Origin of the sequence: Lutimonas halocynthiae (genome assembly GCF_030409835.1) — a bacterium.
In the GTDB taxonomy this organism is placed as follows: domain Bacteria; phylum Bacteroidota; class Bacteroidia; order Flavobacteriales; family Flavobacteriaceae; genus Lutimonas; species Lutimonas halocynthiae.
On sequence record NZ_JAUFQO010000001.1, the window covers coordinates 320,917 to 344,352 of the forward strand.

Sequence of the window (23,436 nt, forward strand, 5' to 3'; positions counted from 1 at the left end):
TTAATTAGTTAAGTTTTGGAAAAGCGATTCCAAGCTAATGACTTTTCGGTTTAACTGTAAGGTTCTTAAGCCATTATTATGTGCAAAATCAAAGACCTCAGCACGCATGTCGCTTTCCACATCAAATACCAGGTTCCAGTGATTACCTTCAATATTATTTGCTTCTCTGAGATTTGGCAGTTTCAATAATATCTGTTCTTCAACGTTTAGATCGAATTCCACCTGAATGATTTGATTTTGATCTTGTAAAAGATCCTCCAGCTTTTTATCAGCAACAATGTTTCCTTTATTTATTATGATTACCCTGTCACACATGGCCTCAACTTCCTGCATGATATGTGTTGATAAAAGAATGGTTTTCGTTTTGCCAATCGCTTTAATCAAATCCCTGATATCTTTAAGTTGGTTCGGATCAAGGCCAGTAGTCGGCTCATCAAGGATCAGAACCTCTGGGTCATGCAATAATGCAGCAGCAAGACCAACACGTTGTCTGTATCCCTTTGACAATTGAGCGATTTTCTTTCCTTTAATATCAATTAAACCTACTTGATTAATCACCTCCTCTATTCTTTCTTTGCCAATTTTATGAATATCCGCATGAAATTTTAAATATTCTCTCACGTAAAAATCAAGGTAGAGCGGATTGTGTTCAGGTAAATAGCCAACTGATTGTTTCACTTCTATTCCTTTGGATTTTATATCAAATCCATTAACAAATGCCACACCACTGGTTGGTTCAACATAAGTTGTAATGATTTTCATCATGGTCGATTTTCCAGCACCATTAGGTCCTAAAAATCCGACAATCTCTCCAGATTCGATTTTAAAACTAACCTCATTTAGAGCCCTTTGTGAGCTATATTCTTTTATTATACCGTCAACCTGAATAGACATATGAAAAATTGGAATTTCAATATGCAAATAAACGAATTTTTGTCATATTCGCTCTGATTTAGAAGAATTTTAAGCCCATAGTATAGTTATTATTGAAGAATATTCAATCTTTTTTAAAAAACACTTGCAATTGGAAAATTAATTCATAGATTTGCTGCCTAATTTTGATTTTAATGACTATATCTGTACAAATTACTAACTGGTTTTACTTTTATTTTTTTACAAAATAAAAGAAGAGACTTTTGATGTATAGATCAATTATAATAACATATTAAGTCTCGTTTTAACGAGGCTTTTTTTTTATGTGTAACTCAAAAGAAAAAATGAAGATCGCAATTCAGGGTATAAAAGGTTCTTTCCACCATATCGTCGCCAATAAATATTTTGGTGAGGATATTGAATTAGTGGAATGTATGTCTTTCACTGATATCCCTACCTTGTTGAATGAAGACAAGGTGGATAGTGCTGTAATGGCTATTGAAAATTCGATTGCCGGAGCTATTCTTCCGAATTATTCTTTGATAGATGAGTTTGACTTGAGTATTGAAGGTGAGGTATATATAAATATTCACCATCACCTGATGGCACTGAAGGGGCAAAAAATTAGCGATATTAAGGAAGTTTGGTCGCATCCTATGGCACTGTTACAGTGCAGAAAGTTTTTCAGGAACAGACCTGAAATAAAACTGATAGAAGATAAAGATACAGCAGAAGTAGCAAAAAGAATCCAAGACAATAAAATTAAAGGTGTGGCAGCTGTTGCAAGTAAAATGGCCGCAGAAATGTATGGATTAGAGATAATTGAAGATGATATACAGACCATTAAAAACAATTCAACTCGATTCTTTGTTCTTAAAAAAAACAACGATAGCCCTTATCATCCTAGTAAGCTTGGTTCTATAAAGGATAAGGCTTCGGTTAAATTTGTGACCAAACACGATGCTGGAAGCTTGGCTGAAATACTAGATATTTTTGGGAAGCATGACCTGAATTTGACCAAAATTCAATCACTTCCGATAATAGATAAGCCTTGGAATTATGCCTTCTTTATCGATTTGGTCATCGATGATTTTGTATTGTATAAAAATGCATTACATCTCATTTCAAAGAAAGTCACACACCTGGAAGTATTGGGTGAATACCATCAAAATAGATTATAAGCATGTTATCTAAAGCGAAAAGATTAAATGACGTTAAAGAGTATTACTTCTCCATTAAATTGAGGGAAGTCAGAGCGCTTATTGATCAAGGCAAGCCCATCATAAATCTAGGTATTGGTAGTCCGGACCTTTCTCCACCTGAATCAGTGATACATGCCTTGAAAAATGCAGATACACATGGGTACCAAAGTTATCAAGGACTTCCTGAGCTTAGAAAGGCGATAGCTTCTTTTTATGCAAAAAACTATAACGTAGATCTAAATTTTAAAAACCAAATATTGCCTTTAATGGGGTCTAAAGAAGGAATTCTTCATATTTCAATGGCGTTTTTAGACAAAGGTGACAAGGTGCTTATCCCAAACCCTGGTTATCCAACCTACGAATCAGTTACCAGATTATTAGAAGCAGAACCCTTATTGTATAATCTTAAAGAAGAAAATCAATGGTGGCCTGATCTTAAAGAAATTGAAAAGAATGACTTGAGCCATGTAAAAATCATGTGGGTCAATTATCCTCATATGCCTACAGGCAGCAATGCCAATGAAGAATTATTCAAAGAATTGATTGCTTTCGGTAAAAAGCATCAAATTTTAATCGTTAATGACAACCCGTATAGCTTTGTTCTAAATGACGAACCAAAAAGTATTTTATCTATAGAAGGAGCAAAAGAAATCGCAATTGAATTGAACTCTCTCAGCAAAACTTTTAACATGGCTGGATGGAGAGTAGGTATGGTGGTAGGTGATGAAAACTATTTGGACGCGATTCTTAAGGTTAAAAGCAATATGGATTCAGGGATGTTTTACGGCATTCAAAAAGGAGCAATTGAAGCCTTAGGTTTGTCTTCACACTGGTTTGATGATATGAACCAAATATATAGAGATAGAAGAGACGTTATTTGGAAGATATGTGATGCATTAAATTGTACTTATGACGAAGAAAGTTCTGGCTTATTTGTTTGGGCAAAAATCCCAGCAGGCAAAAAATCGGAAGAAATAACAGATCACATTCTTTATAATCATGATGTCTTCATTACGCCAGGAACAGTTTTTGGAGACCAAGGCGAAGGATATATCAGGTTCTCCCTTTGTATTGATGAACAGAAAATCTTGGAAGTCCTTGAACGGTTAAAAAAAATGGAACTGTCATGAAAAAAATAGCAATCATTGGACTAGGTCTGATTGGAGGATCATTAGCTCTTGAATTAAAAAAGAACTCATGGGCAACGATCTATGGAATCGACAAAAATCCTGAACATGTTAATAAAGCCTTGGAATTAGGAATTATTTACCAAAAGGCAGGTTTGGAAATAATCCCAGAAATGGATGTTGTAATTATTGCAGTACCCGTAAATATAATTCCTGATTTATCAGTCAGTATATTAGATCATATCGGGGAAAACACCTTGGTGTTTGATGTGGGATCAACAAAATCTGCCGTTTGTGATGCGATAAGAAACCATAAAAGGAGACAGAATTTTGTGGCCTTACATCCTATTGCGGGAACAGAGTTTTCTGGCCCTGAAGCAGCCATTTATGATCTTTTTACTGATAAAGTAAATATTATTTGTGAAAGAAAATTAAGTAGCTCAACCATGGTGGACCGCGCGATTGATATTTTTGAGAACCTCAAAATGAAAAACGTGTTTATGGAGTCTGCTACCCAGCATGACACACATATTGCCTATGTTTCACACCTTTCTCATATTAGCTCCTTCATGCTTGGCAAAACTGTGCTTGAAATAGAAAAGGACGAAAAGAACATCTTTAATATGGCCGGTAGTGGATTTGCTTCTACTGTTAGATTGGCCAAAAGTAATCCGGAAACCTGGACTCCTATTTTTTTACAAAATCGGGATAACTTATTAAAGTCACTTGAAGAATATATTAAAAACTTAAATCAATTTAAAGATATCTTAACTAGAAAATCAGCCGATGACGTTTTAAACATCATGCAAAACACAAATAGAATCAAAGACGTTTTGGCCGGAATTAAACATGAATGATAATGGAAAACAAAAATTTTAGAACATGGTTGGATGCGATGGAATTAGCGCATCCCCTAGTAATAGCAGGACCATGTAGTGCAGAAAGTGAAGAGCAAGTGCTTGAGATCGCCCATGAGTTAAAAAACACAGACGCTACAGTTTTTAGAGCTGGTGTATGGAAACCCAGAACAAGACCTGGTTCCTTTGAAGGAAATGGCGCTATCGCATTGCCTTGGTTGAAAAAAGTTAAAGAAGAAACAGGCTTGTTAACCGCCATAGAAATTGCCAATGCGCAACATGCAAAATTAGCGCTTGAATTTGACATCGACATCCTTTGGATTGGCGCTCGTACAACTGTAAACCCTTTTGCCGTTCAAGAAATTGCTGATGCAATTCAAGGAACTGACAAAATCGTATTGGTAAAGAATCCTATAAACCCTGATTTGGCCCTTTGGATTGGAGCCATTGAAAGGTTGCATAAAAAAGGTGTTACAAATTTAGGGGCTATTCATAGAGGGTTTTCTTCTTTTAGGAAATCAAACTATAGAAACATCCCAAGTTGGCAAATACCTATTGATTTAAAAAGTAAGTACCCAACCTTACCGATCATAAATGATCCGTCACATATTTGTGGAAATCGAACTGGACTATTTGACGTTTCTCAAACAGCGCTTGATCTTAAAATGGACGGACTTATCATTGAAACACATTGTGATCCTGACAAAGCCTGGAGTGATGCTCAACAGCAGATTACTCCGTCCCGATTAGTTGAAATTATGGAGGGCTTAAAAGTTAGAAAGCCTCGTTTTGAACAAGAAGAATCACTTTCAAAGCTCAGTGCGCTGCGTAAAGAGATCAATGCTAAAGATGAGCAGTTGTTAGAAACACTTTCTGAAAGAATGCAAATCGTAGAGAACATTGGCAAGGCAAAAAAAGAGAGCAATGTTGCTGTTCTTCAAAATGCAAGATGGAATGAAATTCTTGGTAAAGTAGTTGAAATAGGAGGCGAGCAAGGCTTGTCAAAAACTTTCATCGAAAAAATCTTTAAAGCGATCCACCAGGAATCTATCGCACATCAGGAAGAAATAATCAACGGTTAATTCGATTAACTTTTGATAGATTATTCTTTGGGATTCTTATCTTTGACAAAGAATCCCAAAGATTAATTATGTCTGAAAAATATATTTTTTGTATGAAATGGGGCACTTTATATAGTGCTGAATACGTGAATAAATTATATTCGATGGTAGAACGAAATTTATCTTATGATTTTAAGATGGTTTGTTTTACTGACGATGAGGTAGGAATAAGAAAAGAAGTTCAGTGTTTTCCTATTCCTGAAATTGATCTTCCGGGCAACTTACCTGAAAGAATGTGGAAAAAACTAACCACGCTTAAAAAAGACCTTTATGGCCTTCAAGGAACTGCCTTGTTTTTAGACCTGGATATCGTTATAATAGATAATATTGATTGTTTTTTCGAAATTGAAGGTGCTTTTAGAATCATAAAGGATCCTGATATGAAGTATTGGAGAATTACCGGTAATTCTTCCGTTTACAGATTTGAAATAGGTAAACATGGTTATGTCTTCGACGAGTTTATTTCAAATTTCGACAACATTAGAAAAGAACACAGAAATGAACAAGAATATTTGACGGCAGCCATTCATGAGAAAAATTTATTACAATATTGGCCCAAAGAATGGTGCCCAAGTTTTAAATACGATTGTCACTCCAAAATTCCATTTAACTTTTGGAAAGTTCCAAAGATCCCCAAGGATTCAAAAATCATCATCTTTCACGGTGAGATCAACCCACACAAAGCTATCAAAGGCGGTTGGGGAAAACCTTATAGGTATGTAAGACCTGCGCCGTGGGTTGCGGACTATTGGAAATAATAACAATTTAATTTTTCAAACAAGAATGATCGTACATAATTTAGATACTTCCAATTCAGTATTGAACCATTTTATTTCAGAAATCAGAGATGTTAAGGTTCAGAAAGATTCTATGAGATTCAGGAGGAATATTGAAAGAATAGGTGAAATATTGAGTTATGAAATGAGTAGGGAATTGAAATTTCATACCAACAAAGTAGAAACTCCTTTAGGGCTGAAAAATGTTCCTTGTGTTTCTGACGAGCTGGTTCTTTGCTCTGTACTGAGAGCCGGACTCCCTTTACATCAGGGTGTTTTAAACTATTTCGATCAAATTGAGAACGCTTTTATTTCGGCATACAGACAGCATACTACCGCTGAAGATTTTGAAATCAAAGTAGAGTATTTAGCTTCGCCTTCATTAGATGGTAAAACCTTGATCTTGGTTGATCCAATGTTGGCAACTGGCAGCTCATTAGTTGCAGTTCAGAAGGCATTAAAAAAGATGGGTGAGGTTAAACAAATTCATCTGATATCAGTCATTGCTGCTCAAGAAGGAATTGATTATGTTTCTGAGCATTTTCCCGAAAATAGTCATCTTTGGGTTGCTACTGTTGATCCGGAATTAAATTCTAAAGGGTATATCGTACCCGGCCTAGGTGATGCCGGAGATTTGGCATTTGGCAATAAATTATAAGCTCAAATAAATTTGAGGAAGAAGGTCAGAATAAAAATATAGATAATCATCTCTTTAATCCAATATCTATTGATTACCTGCAAGTAATTTGCAAATAATACGCTTAAAGGAAAGAATAAATAAATAAGCTCAGAACCATTCTTATTTGGTGAAATCAATACCAATATCAATGAAATCCCAATATGAGTAATCAACAAAGACCAGGTTGCCTTAAAATCAATTTTTGCTAACAATGACCTTTTAGTTGTAGGATAAATTGCCACTAAAGATAATGCCCCAATCAAAATCATAGGAATGAGAAAACTAGACGAGTTGTACTCACTAAGACTCAAATCAAAATTGAGGGTCCACAAATTATAAAACCGATCTAGATCGTCAAAGGCTAATAAATAGGTGTAGGATAAAAAAATTGGAGTCATCACTCCAATAATAGGAATCATAAAGTTGCGCCATTCAATCTTTCTAAAGATGACAATTGCCGCATATAATAATATCAAGTAGATCAAACTCAATACATGAAATAAACTCGCAATTCCAATCCAGAATGCGGCATCAAAAACTTTTTCTTTTATTTCAATAGAAGATCTCAGACTGTAAATTCTTCTGAAGGCAAAAAGTAAAATGAAATTGGAAACATAAATTCCTTCAGAAATAAACGAATTTGGAAAAAAACTAGTTAACATGATGTAAAACAAAATAGCATAAGAATTGTCTTCTGTCAAAGAGTTTTTACGAATGATAAAATTTAAAACAAATACAATTAAAATTGCAAAGAAAAGAAAGAGTCCATTCTTAACAAAAAAGTAAAGGTTAAGCGGTTCGGCATTTGTTTTTATAAGGGTCAATAAAAAAATGATAAACACCAAGACAGCAAGCACCAAAAAATTTATTGGCTTGGTTTTATTAAAAAAATTGGCAATCATGATGATATTTTTTAATTTTGCCCCGAGTAAATGCTAAACTCAACTATATTTGCTACAAGATTAAGCTAATGTAAAAACTTTTACAACATAAGCCTTAAGGTTTAAGTTGATTTTAAAAAATTAAATATGATATCAAATAATTTATTCAGAGCTATTGGAGAATTCTTTTCAGAAATACTCTTCACACCTTATGATGCTATAAGATCAATTGACGGCTGGTGGACTACGAATATTTTTAACACTGTTCTTTTTATAATTACTTGCGGTTTATTTATCTACTGGCTGGGTCAACTTCAAAAATTTAGAAAAACCAAAACAGAGTAAACATTTTATAAATTCATTTTCCTTTGGGTAGTAAAAACAAATTAAAACGATTCAGGGATAACGAATCTTTTGAAAACGTAATTCAGCCGAGTCGTGAAGAAGTGCTTGAAGGCTTTTCTTTAAAAGGACAATGGCATTCTTTTTTTAAAAACAAGAATCCAATTGTATTAGAATTGGGATGTGGTAAAGGTGAATATTCAGTATCTCTTGCTGAAAAGTATCCAAACAAAAATTTTATTGGAATTGATATAAAAGGTGCCCGATTCTGGAGGGGAGCCAAGACAGCTATTGATAATAAATTAGAAAATGTTGCTTTTTTAAGAACCCAGATAGAGCTTATCGATAATTGTTTTGCTGAAAACGAAGTGTCTGAAATCTGGATTACTTTCCCAGATCCTCAGATAAAGTACAAGAGAACCAAACATCGTTTGGTAACGAAGCCATTTTTGGAAAAATACCAGAGCATCTTGTCCGAAGAAGGAATTGTTCATCTTAAAACTGATAGTGAGTTTTTACATGGTTACTTACTTGGATTACTTCATGAAGGAAATCATGAAGTTCTTCATGCCAATCACGATATCTATAATAGTAGTAGTCCTCCAGAAGAGGCCACTGCGATCCAGACATTTTATGAAAATCAATACCTTGAAGTCAAAAAAGCGATCACTTATATCAGGTTTAGAACCAAATATTGATTTTAATTTTAGTTTTATTAAATTAAATCAATCTCAAAATTAAAAATTAAGTTGCAAGAAGATGGATTTTTTCAAAAGGTTTATGAGGTCACCAAACAAGTTCCGTTTGGTAGGGTAACATCGTATGGTTCCATTGCCAAATTTCTAGGTACTCCACGATCTGCAAGAATGGTTGGGTGGGCATTAAACGCCTCGCATTTAGATGATTCTATCCCGGCGCATCGCGTAGTGAATAGACTGGGTTTACTATCGGGAAAACATCATTTTAAAGGTTCAAATTTGATGCAGCAACTATTAGAAAATGAAAATATTAGGGTTGAAAATAATCAAGTTGTTTCGTTCAAAGATATTTTTTGGGACCCAAATATTGAATTATTACAACAATAAATATTAATATTTTGAGTTTTTTGTTTTGAAAAGAAAGAATTAAGAGATTTCTTTTTTATATTTGTGCTAAATTGTACCTAAAATTTTAACTAAACCATGAAGAAACTTTTACCTAAACTTTGTGTATTAATACTTTTCTTCTTTTTCACTAATGCTAAAGCTCAAACAAGTTTTAGTAGTGAAGTAGGTGTATTTTTCGGTCCCGCAATGTTTCAAACTGACATGGGTCTAAGTACAGAATTTGCTGCACAAAACCAAGCTACCCTAGCATTTGGGCTTTCCTATTATCTAAAATTTTTTGGAAGTCAGTACAACTGGCGTAGTGGCTCTTCCTATTTCGGGGAACACTTTAAGTTGAAGGCTGAGCTATCTTACATGAATAATACCAATGTGGGCTTTGAACCTGCTGGGAGTTCAGTAAAGCTTGATGCCATGAAGGCTCAGATAAAATTGTATAATGCTGGCTTAAATTTAGAATATTATATACTTCAACTAGAAGATTATGCTTCTTTTTATAAAAGTTCGGGATCTATAAACCCTTTTGTTACGATTGGTGTTCATTATAGTTACTCACAACCGGATATCCTTGTAGATGATGTCTCTTTAAAAGGAAAAGAAGAGCCTTATACTGATTTAATAGATAAATGGCAGGAAAACGCCGTTTTTCTTGAGCCAGAAAACATATTTTCTGCCTCAGCAGGTGCTGGTGTTCGTTTTGGCTTAGAACAGGTTGATTTCAGTTTAGAAGGTAGATACCAGTATTATTTTTCTGATGTGGTTGAAGGTTTAAATGCAGCGGATGATCCTGCTAATACAAGTAATGACTCTATGGTGTTCTTTACTGCTGGCGTAATTTACGTCTTCGGTAAAAACTAAACCAATTGTAAGGCATTTTCCAAATCAGCAAGAAGGTCTTTTTCGGCTTCTATTCCAACACTTAGTCTGATCAAAGAATCGATTACTCCAATTTTTTCTCTTTCCTCTTTTGGTATTGAGGCATGTGTCATACTTGAAGGATGACCACTCAATGATTCCACTCCTCCTAAGGATTCAGCAAGGGTAAATACCTTAAGATTCTCAAGAATTTTGATGGCGTCCTCATATTTATCACCTTTAAGACTAAATGACAACATTCCTCCAAAGTCTTTCATTTGAGATTTTGCTATGTCATGATTAGGATGTTCTTCAAAACCTGGCCAATACACCTTACCTACTTTAGGATGCGACTTTAAATAATGCGCTACAGCCGATCCGTTTTCACAATGCCGTTGCATACGAACATGAAGGGTTTTTATACCTCTCAAGACCAAAAAACTATCCATTGGTCCACAAACTGCACCACTTGCATTTTGAATAAAATATAATTTTTCTGAAAGCTCTTTGTCTTTAACAATCAATGCACCCATAACCACATCAGAATGACCCCCTAAATACTTCGTTGCCGAATGCATTACGATATCTGCACCAAGATCCAATGGCTTCTGTAAATAAGGCGTCGCAAAGGTATTGTCAACTACTAATAATATATTTTTATTACGCGAAAGCGCTGCGCATTTTCTAATGTCAATAATGTTCAACATAGGGTTCGTTGGAGATTCAACCCAAATTATTTTTGTTTTATCGTTAATACATTTTTCAATATTATCAATATTATCCATCCCTACAAAATGAAATTTGATTCCAAATTTCTTAAATATAGACGAGAAAAGTCTAAAAGTCCCTCCATACAGATCATTTGTTGAAATGACCTCATCTCCGGGCTGTAATAATTTCATAATAGCATCAATAGAAGCCAAACCTGAAGCAAATGCCAGGCCATAATTTCCGTTTTCTATGCTCGCTAACGAGTTTTCCAAAGCTGTTCTTGTAGGGTTTCCGGTTCTTGAATATTCATATCCTTTATGATCTCCCGGGGAAACCTGTGCATAAGTTGAAGTCTGATATATTGGAGGCATCACGGCTCCTGTACTTGGATCGTGCTTTTGCCCCCCATGAATCACTTTAGTATTAAATTCCACTAGCTATAAATTAAACGATTTTCATTAAAGAAAGTACTATTCCCAAGTGAATTCCATCATGGAATGTACTAAAAGCAATTGCATCCTCAACACTCTTTAATTCTATTCCAGTACTTGTCATGTAGGGTGTAAAGTTTACAAAAAGACCATTGTCAAAGTCTTCTTTAGTTTGAGTCATGGCAGCTACTAAATTATCCTTCACATATTGTATATCCGAAGGCTCAACTTCAGTAATGGCTGTAGCCCCTTTCCCGTATTTACTAACCAAGTCTTGGTCAATTTTGATTTCAAGACCTGACAATTTATAACAAAGAAGTTGTTGTGTAACCAATAAGTGCGCAATATTCCAGAAAATTGAGTTTTTAAATTTTTCTGGTATATGAACAAGTTTCTCGTATGACTTTGATTCTAAAATATTTAGCAATGATACCCTTGTGAATAGAGCCGTTTCAATTAGTTTTTCCATCTGTTTAAAAATTATTTAAAAATAAGTAACTTTAAGCTTAGACAATCTCCTATCACTAAAATAAATGAAAAAAATATACTATTTACAAACTTGTGACACTTGCAAAAGAATAATGAAGTCCATTTCACTTGATGGTTTTGAGTTTCAAGAAATTAAAACTCAAGCAATAACATCGACACAACTTGAAGAAATGCAGGGACTTTCTGGAAGCTATGAGTCTCTTTTTAGCCGAAGAGCCAAAAAGTATGCAGCCATGGGTCTAAAAAATGAAGTGTTAAAGGAACTTGATTATAAACAGTTAATTTTAAGCGATTATACGTTCCTTAAACGTCCTGTCATTATATTTGATAATCAGATATTTATTGGAAGTGACAAGAAAAATCTGACCCTGTTAAAAGAATCTATTAAGTAAAATTATACCAATGCTACATCTTTCGAAACACTTTTCGCTGTAATCATGGTATTCAAAAAGAAATACAAAATTGCAGTTGGTATAATCCTTGGGCTTGCGCTATTGGTATTATTAGCAAGTGTTGTTGTATCAAGAATCGTTTCTTCAAAAGTAACGGACTTACTGAAACAACAGAATATAGAAAACCTCCATTTATCTATTGAAAGAACCAAGTTTAGTCTATTTGACCGGTCGTTGGTTTTTTCTGAAATTCATTTAGGTCCAACAGACTCATCAATGGTCAAATTGAAAAATAACGAACTGGGAAAACAATCTTTACAAAAGCTTTCTATTTCGAGACTTAAACTAAGAGGCATACAATTATCTCCCTTACTATTTAATAAAGAACTGCGGATTAATAAAATAATAATTGATGATCCTTTGTATCAGCAAATTTCAAATGGTAAAAAGCAGGCATCAAACACTAAAAAAGAATCAATCGAACTTGATTCCATTCATCTGGAGCTCTTAGAAGGTTTTCAACTTGATCTGGTTAAGATTACAAATTTAAAAGTGCAACTTATCGATATAAATACGAATAAGATTACATTCGAGAATCAGCCACTTAATTTTGAAGTAACCGGCTTTAAATTAGAAGAATTATCTGAAAATTATTTTAAATTATTACCGGTCTCGGAATCTTTTGAAATGACCAGGATCAAAGTTGATTTTCCAAACATAAAGTATAGTTTTTCAATCGATGCATTAAAATACTATTTTGGAGAGGATCATTTGCAGATTAACAATCTTAAATACAAACCTCTTGTCAACAAACTGACTTTGGCCAACTCATATATCTATAATACCGAAGTATATGATATCAGCATAAAAGACCTGAAAATTTATAATTTTGACCTTGAAAAAGCTTTTGAAAAAAAAGGACTCTTCATGGACAGTATTAAGATGTCAAAAATGTCAGTGGAAATCTTTAAAGATAAAAGGAAGCCATTTGACTTGAACAAACGGCCAAAGTTTCCTCATCAATTACTTAAAGAAATGAAAATGCCGCTTCTTATTCATAAAGTTTCATTAGAAAAAAGTGAACTGGTTTATGAAGAAAAGCTAGAGAATAGAGACATTCTCATGAAAGCCACGTTGAAAGACTTAAACATTAATATTTTTAATGTCTCTTCTATTAAAAAATATCGTGAGGTGCCAATGAAAATCGATTTAAGCTCCAAATTCATGGGAAAAGCTGATTTGCATATTGACATGCTATTGCCACTTACCGACAACCAGGATACCTTTTATTTTAGTGGCTATTTAGGCCCCTCATCAATGACTTTTTACGATTCCGCTATAATTCCTGCACTAGGTCTAAAAGTGCTAAATGGGAGGATTAAGAGCCTGTACTTTCAGGCAACAGCCGACAACTACACTTCTCAAGGAACAATGAAATTAGAATACTATGATCTGGAGGCTGAAGTTTTCAAACCAAAAAAAACCGAGAAAAATGGTTTTCTAAGTTGGTCGGTTAACAATTTAATCCACAAATCTAATCCTGGAAATAATGGTGAGCTCCGAGAAGCAACAATGAAGTTTGACCGCGTTTTGTATAAAGGATTTGGAAATATTTTATGGAAGACCGTACAAAACGGAATTGTAAACACCATTGCACCATTCGGAATGACAACGGAAAAAGAAGCGAAAAAGAAAAAAAGACAATTAAAGCGTGAAAAAAGAAGACAAAAGAAAAACAACTAATTATAGAAATTTTCTTTCAATTAGCGTGATCATTCTTTCCTCAAGTTCTTCCTTACCTTTCCAATTATAGTTAGGCTTAACCTGGTATTGAAAATAATTCAAGGCTTCCTTTTTAGTTTCAAAGCCATTAAGTTTTGTCAGCGCCGTATTAAAGTCAGATTGACTAAAATTAAATAGCTTATTAACAAAAGCGATTCTATCATTTAGACCTACTTGTATGCTACTTCCAACTAATTTATCGTTTAATGATAGTTGTCGAGGCTCCTCTTTTTTTGTTTGAAACAAGTTTTCAGTCTCATCTAGAGAAACTGTATCTCTAAACTCAGCTTTTTGACTCATATCTTCCTTGATCCCGTCAAATGTAGGAACAAACAAATCATTTAGGCTCAAAGGTGGTTCCTCTTCATCAATTGTTGGCGTTTTTGGTTCTTCTGCAATCTCCTCTTTAAGATCCTTCTTTTCAACAGGGCTTAATGTCTCTATTTCCAGTTCTATTTTGAGTTCTTCAATCTGCTCGATAACTGCTACAGAATCATCTTGGTTCGATTCTTTCTCTAAATGATCCAGGACCAATAGTTTTTCATATAAAATTCTTGCCTGATTGAGCTTTGACTCGACATCAGAAATTTGCTCCTCCTTTAAAATCGACTCGGCTAGTATTCGTAGATCTTCGATCAAATTATTCAACATCACTATAAATTTAGGCAGGTACTAATCACTATTTGAGAAAGATACAAAATTAACATTTTCAAAAGAAAATACTACTAAAGAATTTCATTACTTTTGTTATAACTTGCAAGCTAAATATTGCTTTTTAGTCAATGACAACACGTCTTAGATGTTTTTAGAAAATACAGTAAATCATACAGAAAAATTTGGTTGGATCGAAGTGATCTGTGGTTCCATGTTCTCGGGTAAAACTGAAGAACTTATACGTCGTTTGAAAAGAGCTCAGTTTGCAAAGCAGAGTGTCGAAATTTTCAAACCTGCCATAGATACTAGGTACGCTGACGAATTAGTTGTTTCTCATGATGAGAATGAAATACGATGTACTCCGGTGCCTTCTTCTGCAAATATCAGACTTTTAGCCAATGAAATAGATGTTGTTGGTATTGATGAAGCTCAGTTTTTTGATGATGAAATTGTAAATGTGTGTAATGATTTAGCCAATAGAGGAATCCGGGTAATCGTAGCCGGACTTGATATGGATTTTAAAGGCAAACCTTTTGGCCCCATGCCAGCTCTTATGGCTACCGCAGAGTATGTGACCAAGGTTCATGCTGTCTGTACCAAAACAGGAAATTTGGCTCACTTTAGTCATAGAACAATTCCCGATGAACGACTTGTCGTTTTAGGAGAAGTACATGAATATGAACCGCTGAGCAGGGCTGCCTATTATAAAGAAATCCAAAAGGAAAAGCAAGAGAAAGAAGAATTAACTAAGGGGTCCAATGAACAATAATCCAACTGTTTTAGAGATTGACTTATCTGCTATTGAACACAACCTTAATTTTTTTCGTTCGAAACTACATAAAGCAACAAAAGTTCTTGCTGTAGTTAAGGCTTCTGCTTATGGTTCTGACCCGCTAATCTTGTCCAATTTTCTTGAGCAGCAACACGTAGATTATTTTGCAGTTGCCTATGCAGATGAAGGTATCACATTAAGAAAAGCAGGTATAAAAACACCTATTTTAGTGTTGCATCCCCAGATAAATAATTTGGAGCTTCTAATTGAATATAACTTAGAACCTAATTTGTATAGCAAGAAGATTTTTCTGTATTTCCTGGACTTAGCCAATAGATTAAAATTGACTGCATATCCCATGCATTTAAAATTTAATACCGGTTTAAACAGGCTTGGTTTCAAAAGTTCTGATACAGATTTTCTCTTGGAACAATTAAAAAATCAAGATTCTGTCTATCTATATTCTATCTTTTCACATTTAGTGGCTTCAGAAGACTGTAATGAAAAAGAATATTCTATAAATCAAATAAAAGAATTTAAATCTATTTCTGATTCTTTAGTCTCTGTTTTAGGCTATCGGCCTGTCATGCATATGAGTAATACTTCTGGAATCATAAATTATCCTGAGGCTCACTTCGATATGGTACGGTTAGGCTTAGGATTGTTTGGGTTTACAAATGATCCAAAGCTTAATTCCAACTTAAAAAATGTGCTTTCTTTAAAAACGGTCATCTCACAGATTCATCAAGTTGATATAGGCGAAAGTGTTGGATACAATCGCGGGTTTATATCTCAAAAAGAGATGAAGACGGCTACCTTGCCTATTGGTCATGCTGATGGGTTTTTTAGAAGCTTTGGTCAAGGTAGGGCATCAGTTGAAGTCAATGGACAAAAAGCGCCTATTATTGGAAATGTTTGCATGGATATGGTGATGATTGACGTGTCCAATATTCAATGTGAAGAGGGTGATCAAGTAATCATTTTTGATAGCCAACAAGATATTCTGGATTTAGCAAATGCCGCCTCCACAATTAGTTACGAAATACTTACCTCATTTACCAATAGAATTAAGCGCATTTCTATATAGTATTTTTGCTATCTTCGCTCCAACACAAATCTTAATTTAAAAATCATGCTTAAAGAATTTAAAGAATTTGCCTTAAAAGGCAGTCTGTTAGACATTGCTGTTGGTTTTGTAATGGGTGCCGCTTTTAAAAGTGTTGTCACTTCCTTTACTGCTGGTATCGTCTCTCCATTAATTGGTCTTCTGTTCAACTCTGATCTAAAAGATTTAAAATGGATTGTTAGAGACGGCATAGCCAATGCAGAAGGGGTCATTGAAGGTACAGTAGCTGTATTGTATGGTGATTTCATCACAAACGTAATCGATTTTATTATCGTCGCTTTTGTAATGTTCCTCATCGTAAAAGCAGTTAATAAACTGAAAAAAGAAGAAGAAGAAGAAGAAGCTCCAGCACCACCAGCTGGTCCTAGTCAAGAAGAACTTCTCGCAGAAATTAGAGATCTTTTAGCTAAAAAATAGGTCTTATTTTTTAGATCTAAAAACTTCAGCTATAGAGGGTGAGTCCTGAGCTTTTTCAATTAGCTTAAACTCATCGTCTATAGCTACTTTTCCAGTTTGCAATATTCTAAAATAAATGCCGCTTTTGGTGGTATTCCAAAACTGTTTTATCACTGCAGGGTCATTGAACCTTGTGCCTAACTTATAACAGGGCTGTCTCGGTTTTGTCACTTGAATAATCGTTTCCCCTAGTTCATACATATCCCCTACATGAATCTTTGTTTCATCTAGATTAGAAACAGTGAGGTTCTCCCCAAAAAAACCATTGCTAAAATTTAATAAAGGATACAGTTCTTTCCAAAACCGGTAGTGATTATAGCCATAGGCATAAACCGCCTGGTCTATTCCTCCGTGATACTTCCTGTCTATTACTGAATCATTTTCTACATCTTCCTTATCTAAAAAGATTGGTCCAGCCACACTAGTTTTATAAATACCTGTAGTAATCGTTTTCCCTCTCCAGGAAATCTCAATTGGCTTGGAAATATTTAAGGATATGACTTTCATTTTTATACAAGTACTTGAAGCTGATCCGCAATTTTTCTATCGTTGGCAAGTCTTGGGATCTTATTTTGCCCTCCCAATTTCCCAACTGATCTCATGTATTGGTCAAACCCATTCTTTTGAACTTTACTTATTTTTAGTTCTTGCAAAATATTACCTTGAATTAAGTCAAAATAATATGTGTTTTGCCGTTGCATTTCTTCATCAATCATTTTTGAAAACTCGATCATATTTTCAGGTTCATTCTCGAATTCAATAAACCATTCATGATAGGGTAATTCTCCTTCAATTGGATTTACCTGCGGTGCAACCGTAAATTCCTTGATTTGAATATTTGTATTCGCACTAGCTATCTGCATCGCTTGTTCAACTTCCTTGCCGATAACGTGTTCACCAAAAGCGGATATAAAGTGTTTGATCCTGCCTGTTACGATAATTCTAAATGGGCTTAATGATGTAAAGGCAATCGTATCGCCAATATTATAACTCCATAAACCTGCGTTTGTAGAAATGATCAACACGTAATTCACCCCAATTTTTACATCTTCTATGGTGATTCTTTCAGGTGACTCCTTATAAAAATCTTCGGATGCTATAAACTCATAAAAAATGCCACTATTCAACAGAAGCAACATCCCCTTGTCAGAATCATTTGTCTTATTCTGTTTATCCTGATAGGCGAAAAAGCCCTCCGATGCCGGAAATAATTCAATAGAGTCCACTTTTTTCCCGATGAGCTGTTCCATGTTCTGGCGATACGGTTCATAATTGACCCCACCATAAACAAATAAATTAAAATTTGGAAAGATCTCTGAGATCTTTTTTCCCTGGTCTTCAATAAGTTTTTCAAAATACATCTGCACCCAGGAAGGAATTCCGCTAATCAAACGCAAATCCTCAACCGCAGTTTCCTTAACGATAGCATCTACTTTTGATTCCCAATCGTCAATGCAGTTGGTTTCCCAAGAAGGTAACCTGTTTTTTTGTAAATATTTCGGAACATAATGGGCAACTATTCCTGATAACCTTCCGGTTTGAACCTTATTTGAATCATCAATCTCAGGTGATCCTTGTAAAAATATCATTTTCCCGTCTACAAAATCTGCATTACCTGTTTCAGCAATATACAAAAGTAAAGCCTCCTTAGCTGCTGCAATTTGGTAGGGCATCGATTCTTTTGTGATCGGAATGTATTTAGCACCTGAAGTTGTTCCAGAGGTTTTCGCAAAATATAAGGGCTTACCCTTCCATAAAACATCCAGTTCTCCCTTTTGAATATCACTAATATAACCTTTCAAGCCCTCATAATCTCTCACAGGAACAAGCTTCTTGAAATCTTGATAGCTCGAAATAGTCTCGAACTTATGATCTCTTCCGAATTTGGTTTTGCTGGCTTGTGAGATCAATTCCTTAAACACTTTATTTTGCGTGTTTATTGGGTCTTTAGCCCAGGTATATACTTGTCTGGAAATAATTCCAGCGTAAATTTTTGCAAAAAATGATTTTAACACGAATTGAAAATCTTAAAATTAATAAGCAGAGATAGCTGCCTTAGTCAAAATTTATATAATTGGTTGGGTTAACCGGGTAGCCATCATTCCATAATTCAAAATGAAGATGTGCTCCTGTTGAAAACGCCCCTGTCGAGCCGGCACTGGCAATTGCCTCTCCCGATTTTACTAATTCTCCCTGTTCCTTATAAATAGAAGAATTATGCTTATAAATTGATGTAAATCCCTGCCCATGCTCAATAACGATCACATAGCCGGTATCTGCCGTAAATCCTCTAAAAATAACCGTTCCATCTGCAATAGCTTTTACAGGCGTATCTTGATCAACTGCTATATCCACTGCAAAATGCTTCTCCTGGTCGTCATATTGTTGTGTTATTTGTCCTTTAATCGGTGTGGAGAATACAATATCTGTGCTCTTTTTAGCCTGTTGGAAAACACTAAACCTGTCCATTTGCTCAACCTCCTCCCGGAACATTGAATCCACAGGTGAGGGTGCAAAATCAATTTCATCTATCTGGAATTGCCTTAGAACCGAGTCTTTATTAAATGTTACCCTTTTGATCTCGCCTTTAAGAACTTGTTGAATATTTTCAATGTAAAGATCATTTACGGATAAAGCCTGGTTTAGCGAATCAACTTTATACACCAAATCTGTAGTTTCTTTCTGTAATTCAGTAGATGAATAGCCTTGAATATATTCTTTTAGAGGTGTAAGCGTAATAAAAAGGATGGTTAAACTAATCAGCAGGACAGAAAAAATCCCACCAAAAATAAAAGCGTTCAAACGATTGAGTTTGAACGAAAAACGCTCTTCAAAAGTATCTTCATTTAAAACAACAAAACGATACTTAAAAGTCAGTTTTTCTTTAATTATTTCTTTTCTGCTTTTCTCCATTGTTAGGCTTTCCAGACAAATATACAATGTTTTTAAGTTCTCAATTGAACCCAAAAATGTTTTTAATTAATGAAATGTAATCTTCTATTTGTAAAAATTCATTTCATCCAAATAAGTCCAGGCCTTATGCGGAATGAGAGGTTGTATTTCTTTACGCTCCTTAATAGCCTTTCTGATAAATGTAGAAGAAATTTCAACGATTGGAGCCTCAATAAAATGAACTTTTTCATGTGTAAAAAGTTCCGGCTTATCAGATATTTGAGATACTCTTGGATAAACATAAAGTTCGTGATGCTCTAATATAGTTTCGTAATTCTTCCACTTTTTAAATGAAATTAAATTGTCAAGACCCATAATCAGATTAAATTCATGATCCGGATATTTTTCCACAAGATGAACTAAAGTGTTTATGGTATAATTGGGCTGTTCTAATCCAAATTCAATATTACTTGGTTTAATCTTTGGATAGTCTTCGGTTGCTCTCAAAACAAGTTGAAAACGATGGTGGTCTTCCAAAAGGCTCTTTTTCTTTTTAAATGGACTGTGGGGGGTAACAACCAGCCAAACTTCATCAAGATCAGAATATTCAGCGATATGATTTGCTATAATCAGATGACCAACATGAATAGGATTAAAGCTGCCAAAAAAAAGTCCAATTTTCATATTTACATTTTTATAACGCTAAGAAATAAAATGCTCAACAAGACCTTCGGCCTTAACTTGCGCTTCACTCAGTTTGTCATTTACGAGAATCACGTCAAACTTATCTGCAAAAGCTAACTCCCGTTCTGCTTTAGCCAGTCTTTCTATAATTTTTTCTTCACTATCAGTTTTACGAGACCTTAAACGAGTCTCCATAACTTCTATCGACGGTGCTTTTACAAATACCGCCAAAGTTTTGTCCGGAAACTTATCTTTAATTCTTAGTCCTCCAACTACATCAATATCGAAAATAGCATGTTTCCCTTCTGACCAAATACGTTCCACTTCTGATTTTAGCGTGCCATAAAAATTATCATGATATACTTCCTCCCATTCCACAAAATCATTTTGTTCAATATGACTTTTAAACTTTTCCGGGCTAATAAAGTAATAATCTTTACCGTCAATTTCCTGACCTCTTTTCTCTCTAGAAGTAGCAGAAATTGAAAAATCAAGATTGAGATTCTTCTGTTTTAATAAATGATGTACTATAGTGGTTTTTCCTGAACCCGACGGTGCTGAAAAAACAATTAACTTTCCTTTATCAATGTCCATTTTTACAAAACATTTAGCAATTGCTCTTTTATTTTTTCTAATTCATCTTTCATCTCCACGACTGCTTTTTGCATGGGTGCAAAGTTAGCCTTAGATCCAATTGTATTAATTTCTCGTCCTATCTCCTGTGAAATAAAACCAAGCTTTTTGCCATTTGAAACATTCACTTCAAGTTCCTGAATAAAATAATTTAAATGGTTGGTAAGTCTTACTTTCTCTTCAGTAATATCTAGTTTTTCCAGATAGTAAATGAGTTCCTGTTCAAAACGATTTTCATCAACTGTTTGTTCGAGGTCTTTAATTGACTTTTTCAAACGTTCTCTAACCTGATCAAGTCTATCAGCATCCAGGCTGATCACCTCTTCCAACTTCTGTTGTAATATCGCTATACGATGTTCAAAGTCATTTCTCAATTCTTTCCCCTCTGACAATCTATATTCTTGTAAATTATCAATTGCTTCCTGAATTCCCTTTTGAATAATTCCCCATTCTTCAACATCAAATTCTTCTCGTTCCGTTTTTAAAACGTCAGGTAGTCTCATAGCAATTGATAATATATCAGTCTCTTTGTGTATAGACTCTAGTTGAGATATATAATTTGCAACTACTTCTTTATTGATCTTGGTTGACGTTTCTACTGCAGTTGATTCAATATAAAATGACATATCAACTTTTCCGCGAACTAAATTGCTCGCAATAAGCTTTCTAACTTCAATTTCCTTTTCTTTATACACGCCTGGAAACCTGGTATTTATATCTAAATTCTTACTGTTTAGCGATTTAACCTCAAGGCTTATTTTTTTGGTGTCAAGTTGAATTATGGCTTTCCCATATCCGGTCATGGATTGTATCATCTTATTCCTTTAAATTTCAGCAAAGTTAGTAATAATAATATCTATTTCTCATTCAGAGAACCATTATAATCATGTCAATCCAAAGCCTCCTTTGGCTTGCGTGTAACCAAGTACACACCAATAAAAATGAGGATAGTAGAACCTATCTTTATAAGGTTCAATGAATCACTTCCAACCAGAAGCGCATAGCTACTTGCAATTACGGGCTGAAGGTAAATAAAGATACTCAGCGTTGTGGGCTTCAACTCTTTAATCGCAAAGAGGTTGAACATATAGGTCATAAAAGAAGTAAATACGATAATAAAACCAATCCTGTAGATTATAGGTAAGGGCAAACTCTCCCAATTGACAACACTCAATTCGGAAAACCCAAATGGAATAACCATAAATAATCCGATGAGGTACAACCATTTTGCCAAAGTAATTGCATGGTATTTTTTCGTCAAATTCTTAATAAGAATCAAGTATAAGGCGTATGAACTGGCATTGACAAGAACAAGTAAATTCCCTAATGAGGCATTACTTGCAGACCCTATATCTTTTCCAAAAATTATTAATAATACTGCTCCAAATAAGCCAATAAAGATTCCCAGCAGTTTTTTCTTAGTGGCCTTTTCATTTAATAAAAAGGATGAAAATATCAGAACGATGATTGGAGAACAAACCATGATTACAGAGGCATTGATGGGAGTGGTCATACTCAGTCCTTTAAAAAAGGAAAGTTGATTCAATGCGATGCCAAATATGGCTGCTAAGAGCAAGCGCGGGTAATCTTTTACTTCAATCTTTTCCTTTTTTAGAAATATCCCAACACCCCAAAACAAGAGCGTAGCCCCAAGTACTCTCAATAAAATAAACCCAAATGGCTGAATATATACAGGCATTACTTCTTTGGCCACAGTAAAACTAATGCCATAAATAAGCGCAGCAAGAAAAGCGAGTAAAAAAGCTATATTCCTGGATTTCATTAGACTAAATTGTGTTCTTATTGGTTTAGGATATTCCCTAAAATAGTAGCCACGGAGATTCTCTCCGTGGCTACTTAAAATGTTAAAAAAATAAGATTACTTATTTTCCTTCTGTGTATCGTTTGTTTACTTCTTCCCAATTGATCACGTTGAAAAAAGCATTGATATAATCAGGTCTTCTGTTTTGGTAATTTAAATAATAAGCGTGCTCCCAAACATCTAATCCTAAGATTGGAGTTCCTGAACAGCCCATTTCAGGCATTAAAGGGTTGTCTTGGTTAGCAGTAGAACAAACTTCTACTTTACCGCCTTTATGAACACATAACCATGCCCATCCTGAACCGAATCTGGTTGCAGCAGCTTTAGAGAAAGCCGTTTTAAATTCTTCAAAAGATCCAAATGCATCATTAATCGCGTCAGCAACAGCTCCTGTTGGTGCTCCTCCTCCGTTTGGTGACATCACTTTCCAAAATAAATCATGATTATAATAACCACCTCCATTATTTCTCACAGCTCCATTTGCTAAATCAAGATTCCCAAGGATGTCTAATATAGATTTTCCTTCTAAATCAGTTCCTTCTATAGCGTTGTTCAAATTGGTTGTATAACCGTTGTGGTGTTTTGAATGATGTATTTCCATCGTTCTTGCGTCAATATGTGGCTCTAATGCATCATATGCATAAGGTAATTTTGGTAATTGGAATGACATAATATATAGTTTTTAGAAGTTATTTAATTTTTATCAAAGATACATAATCCTAAAGGCAGATGTCAAGCTATCAAATAGAAAAATTTTATGAATCTATAGCTTCATG

The 23,436-nt window shown here is 34.6% G+C and carries 28 protein-coding genes; 15 read left to right on the plus strand and 13 right to left on the minus strand.

Annotation, left to right across the window (positions count from 1 at the left end; all coding sequences use genetic code 11):
* Complete coding sequence (gene gldA / locus QWY87_RS01395) at nt 1-894, minus strand: gliding motility-associated ABC transporter ATP-binding subunit GldA (protein ID WP_290288017.1); 894 nt, start codon at nt 892-894, stop codon at nt 1-3.
* A gap of 323 nt (nt 895-1,217) precedes the next feature.
* Between gldA and QWY87_RS01400 the strand changes: the two genes are divergently transcribed.
* From QWY87_RS01400 to upp, 6 genes are all read left to right on the plus strand, one after another.
* Nucleotides 1,218-2,054 carry a prephenate dehydratase gene (locus tag QWY87_RS01400; RefSeq protein WP_290287567.1) on the plus strand — a complete coding sequence of 279 codons (837 nt, stop codon included), beginning with the start codon at nt 1,218-1,220 and terminating at the stop codon, nt 2,052-2,054.
* Nucleotides 2,055-2,056: 2 nt separating this feature from the next.
* Entirely contained in the window at nt 2,057-3,205 is a 1,149-nt protein-coding gene (locus tag QWY87_RS01405; protein ID WP_290287568.1) for a pyridoxal phosphate-dependent aminotransferase, read from the plus strand.
* Entirely contained in the window at nt 3,202-4,059 is an 858-nt protein-coding gene (locus QWY87_RS01410; RefSeq protein WP_290287569.1) for a prephenate dehydrogenase, read from the plus strand. Before QWY87_RS01405 ends, QWY87_RS01410 begins: the two co-directional genes overlap by 4 nt.
* Nucleotides 4,060-4,061: 2 nt before the next feature.
* A complete protein-coding gene (locus tag QWY87_RS01415) occupies nt 4,062-5,141 on the plus strand; it encodes a bifunctional 3-deoxy-7-phosphoheptulonate synthase/chorismate mutase type II (protein ID WP_290287570.1) in 1,080 nt (359 codons plus the stop codon).
* 68 nt (nt 5,142-5,209) lie between these two features.
* Nucleotides 5,210-5,938 (plus strand): glycosyltransferase, encoded by a 729-nt coding sequence (locus QWY87_RS01420; protein WP_290287571.1) that lies wholly within the window; start codon nt 5,210-5,212, stop codon nt 5,936-5,938.
* Between the two features lie 25 nt (nt 5,939-5,963).
* Complete coding sequence (upp, locus tag QWY87_RS01425) at nt 5,964-6,614, plus strand: uracil phosphoribosyltransferase (protein ID WP_290287572.1); 651 nt, start codon at nt 5,964-5,966, stop codon at nt 6,612-6,614.
* 2 nt (nt 6,615-6,616) lie between these two features.
* Here the strand turns inward: upp and QWY87_RS01430 are convergent, their stop codons facing one another.
* Complete coding sequence (locus QWY87_RS01430; RefSeq protein ID WP_290287573.1) at nt 6,617-7,537, minus strand: DUF6427 family protein; 921 nt, start codon at nt 7,535-7,537, stop codon at nt 6,617-6,619.
* Nucleotides 7,538-7,663: 126 nt separating this feature from the next.
* On the opposite strand from QWY87_RS01430, the gene QWY87_RS01435 reads away from it, so the two are divergent.
* The 4 genes from QWY87_RS01435 to QWY87_RS01450 all read left to right on the plus strand — a co-directional run bounded on the left by QWY87_RS01435 (nt 7,664) and on the right by QWY87_RS01450 (nt 9,819).
* Nucleotides 7,664-7,861: a DUF6341 family protein gene (locus tag QWY87_RS01435; protein WP_290287574.1), complete on the plus strand. Its 198-nt coding sequence runs from the start codon at nt 7,664-7,666 to the stop codon at nt 7,859-7,861.
* 23 nt (nt 7,862-7,884) lie between these two features.
* A complete protein-coding gene (gene trmB, locus QWY87_RS01440) occupies nt 7,885-8,556 on the plus strand; it encodes a tRNA (guanosine(46)-N7)-methyltransferase TrmB (RefSeq protein WP_290287575.1) in 672 nt (223 codons plus the stop codon).
* A gap of 51 nt (nt 8,557-8,607) precedes the next feature.
* Nucleotides 8,608-8,943 carry an MGMT family protein gene (locus QWY87_RS01445; RefSeq protein WP_290287576.1) on the plus strand — a complete coding sequence of 112 codons (336 nt, stop codon included), beginning with the start codon at nt 8,608-8,610 and terminating at the stop codon, nt 8,941-8,943.
* Between the two features lie 96 nt (nt 8,944-9,039).
* On the plus strand, nt 9,040-9,819 hold the full coding sequence (locus QWY87_RS01450) for a THC0290_0291 family protein (protein WP_290287577.1): 780 nt from the start codon (nt 9,040-9,042) through the stop codon (nt 9,817-9,819).
* Here the strand turns inward: QWY87_RS01450 and QWY87_RS01455 are convergent.
* Together QWY87_RS01455 and QWY87_RS01460 are read right to left on the minus strand one after the other, a co-directional pair.
* A complete protein-coding gene (locus QWY87_RS01455) occupies nt 9,816-10,961 on the minus strand; it encodes a cystathionine gamma-synthase (RefSeq protein WP_290287578.1) in 1,146 nt (381 codons plus the stop codon). The genes QWY87_RS01450 and QWY87_RS01455 overlap by 4 nt on opposite strands.
* 10 nt (nt 10,962-10,971) lie before the next feature.
* Nucleotides 10,972-11,427, minus strand: coding sequence for a DinB family protein (locus QWY87_RS01460; protein WP_290287579.1), 456 nt, complete (start codon nt 11,425-11,427; stop codon nt 10,972-10,974).
* A 64-nt stretch (nt 11,428-11,491) separates the two neighbouring features.
* Here QWY87_RS01460 and QWY87_RS01465 point away from each other — a divergent pair, with 64 nt between their 5' ends.
* Nucleotides 11,492-11,839, plus strand: a complete 348-nt coding sequence (locus tag QWY87_RS01465) for an arsenate reductase family protein (protein ID WP_290287580.1) — start codon at nt 11,492-11,494, stop codon at nt 11,837-11,839.
* A 45-nt stretch (nt 11,840-11,884) separates the two neighbouring features.
* On the plus strand, nt 11,885-13,582 hold the full coding sequence (locus QWY87_RS01470; RefSeq protein WP_290287581.1) for a hypothetical protein: 1,698 nt from the start codon (nt 11,885-11,887) through the stop codon (nt 13,580-13,582).
* On the opposite strand, the gene QWY87_RS01475 is transcribed toward QWY87_RS01470, so the two are convergent.
* Nucleotides 13,583-14,272 (minus strand): DUF8457 domain-containing protein, encoded by a 690-nt coding sequence (locus tag QWY87_RS01475; RefSeq protein ID WP_290287582.1) that lies wholly within the window; start codon nt 14,270-14,272, stop codon nt 13,583-13,585.
* Nucleotides 14,273-14,420: 148 nt separating this feature from the next.
* Here QWY87_RS01475 and QWY87_RS01480 point away from each other — a divergent pair, with 148 nt between their 5' ends.
* Genes QWY87_RS01480 through mscL form a run of 3 tightly spaced genes read left to right on the plus strand, consistent with a single transcriptional unit; the run spans nt 14,421 to nt 16,590 of the window.
* Nucleotides 14,421-15,044 (plus strand): thymidine kinase, encoded by a 624-nt coding sequence (locus tag QWY87_RS01480; protein ID WP_290287583.1) that lies wholly within the window; start codon nt 14,421-14,423, stop codon nt 15,042-15,044.
* Nucleotides 15,034-16,134 carry an alanine racemase gene (alr, locus tag QWY87_RS01485; protein WP_290287584.1) on the plus strand — a complete coding sequence of 367 codons (1,101 nt, stop codon included), beginning with the start codon at nt 15,034-15,036 and terminating at the stop codon, nt 16,132-16,134. The genes QWY87_RS01480 and alr overlap by 11 nt, the downstream gene beginning before the upstream one ends.
* Nucleotides 16,135-16,179: 45 nt before the next feature.
* Nucleotides 16,180-16,590, plus strand: a complete 411-nt coding sequence (mscL, locus tag QWY87_RS01490; RefSeq protein ID WP_290287585.1) for a large conductance mechanosensitive channel protein MscL — start codon at nt 16,180-16,182, stop codon at nt 16,588-16,590.
* Nucleotides 16,591-16,593: 3 nt separating this feature from the next.
* On the opposite strand, the gene QWY87_RS01495 is transcribed toward mscL, so the two are convergent.
* The 8 genes from QWY87_RS01495 to QWY87_RS01530 all read right to left on the minus strand — a co-directional run bounded on the left by QWY87_RS01495 (nt 16,594) and on the right by QWY87_RS01530 (nt 23,330).
* The gene (locus QWY87_RS01495) at nt 16,594-17,136 is read right to left on the minus strand and encodes an MOSC domain-containing protein (protein ID WP_290287586.1); all 543 of its coding nucleotides are present in this window, start codon (nt 17,134-17,136) and stop codon (nt 16,594-16,596) included.
* 2 nt (nt 17,137-17,138) lie between these two features.
* Nucleotides 17,139-18,644 (minus strand): GH3 family acyl-acid amido synthetase, encoded by a 1,506-nt coding sequence (locus QWY87_RS01500; protein WP_290287587.1) that lies wholly within the window; start codon nt 18,642-18,644, stop codon nt 17,139-17,141.
* Between the two features lie 40 nt (nt 18,645-18,684).
* On the minus strand, nt 18,685-19,542 hold the full coding sequence (locus QWY87_RS01505; protein ID WP_290287588.1) for a M23 family metallopeptidase: 858 nt from the start codon (nt 19,540-19,542) through the stop codon (nt 18,685-18,687).
* Nucleotides 19,543-19,626: 84 nt separating this feature from the next.
* Nucleotides 19,627-20,205 carry a nicotinate (nicotinamide) nucleotide adenylyltransferase gene (gene nadD, locus QWY87_RS01510; RefSeq protein WP_290287589.1) on the minus strand — a complete coding sequence of 193 codons (579 nt, stop codon included), beginning with the start codon at nt 20,203-20,205 and terminating at the stop codon, nt 19,627-19,629.
* An 18-nt stretch (nt 20,206-20,223) separates the two neighbouring features.
* Nucleotides 20,224-20,799: a guanylate kinase gene (gene gmk / locus QWY87_RS01515; protein ID WP_435389481.1), complete on the minus strand. Its 576-nt coding sequence runs from the start codon at nt 20,797-20,799 to the stop codon at nt 20,224-20,226.
* Nucleotides 20,800-20,801: 2 nt separating this feature from the next.
* Nucleotides 20,802-21,653, minus strand: a complete 852-nt coding sequence (locus QWY87_RS01520; protein WP_290287590.1) for a YicC/YloC family endoribonuclease — start codon at nt 21,651-21,653, stop codon at nt 20,802-20,804.
* A gap of 74 nt (nt 21,654-21,727) precedes the next feature.
* Entirely contained in the window at nt 21,728-22,621 is an 894-nt protein-coding gene (locus QWY87_RS01525) for a DMT family transporter (protein ID WP_290287591.1), read from the minus strand.
* A 100-nt stretch (nt 22,622-22,721) separates the two neighbouring features.
* Nucleotides 22,722-23,330 (minus strand): superoxide dismutase, encoded by a 609-nt coding sequence (locus QWY87_RS01530; RefSeq protein ID WP_290287592.1) that lies wholly within the window; start codon nt 23,328-23,330, stop codon nt 22,722-22,724.
* Nucleotides 23,331-23,436: the final 106 nt, after the last annotated feature.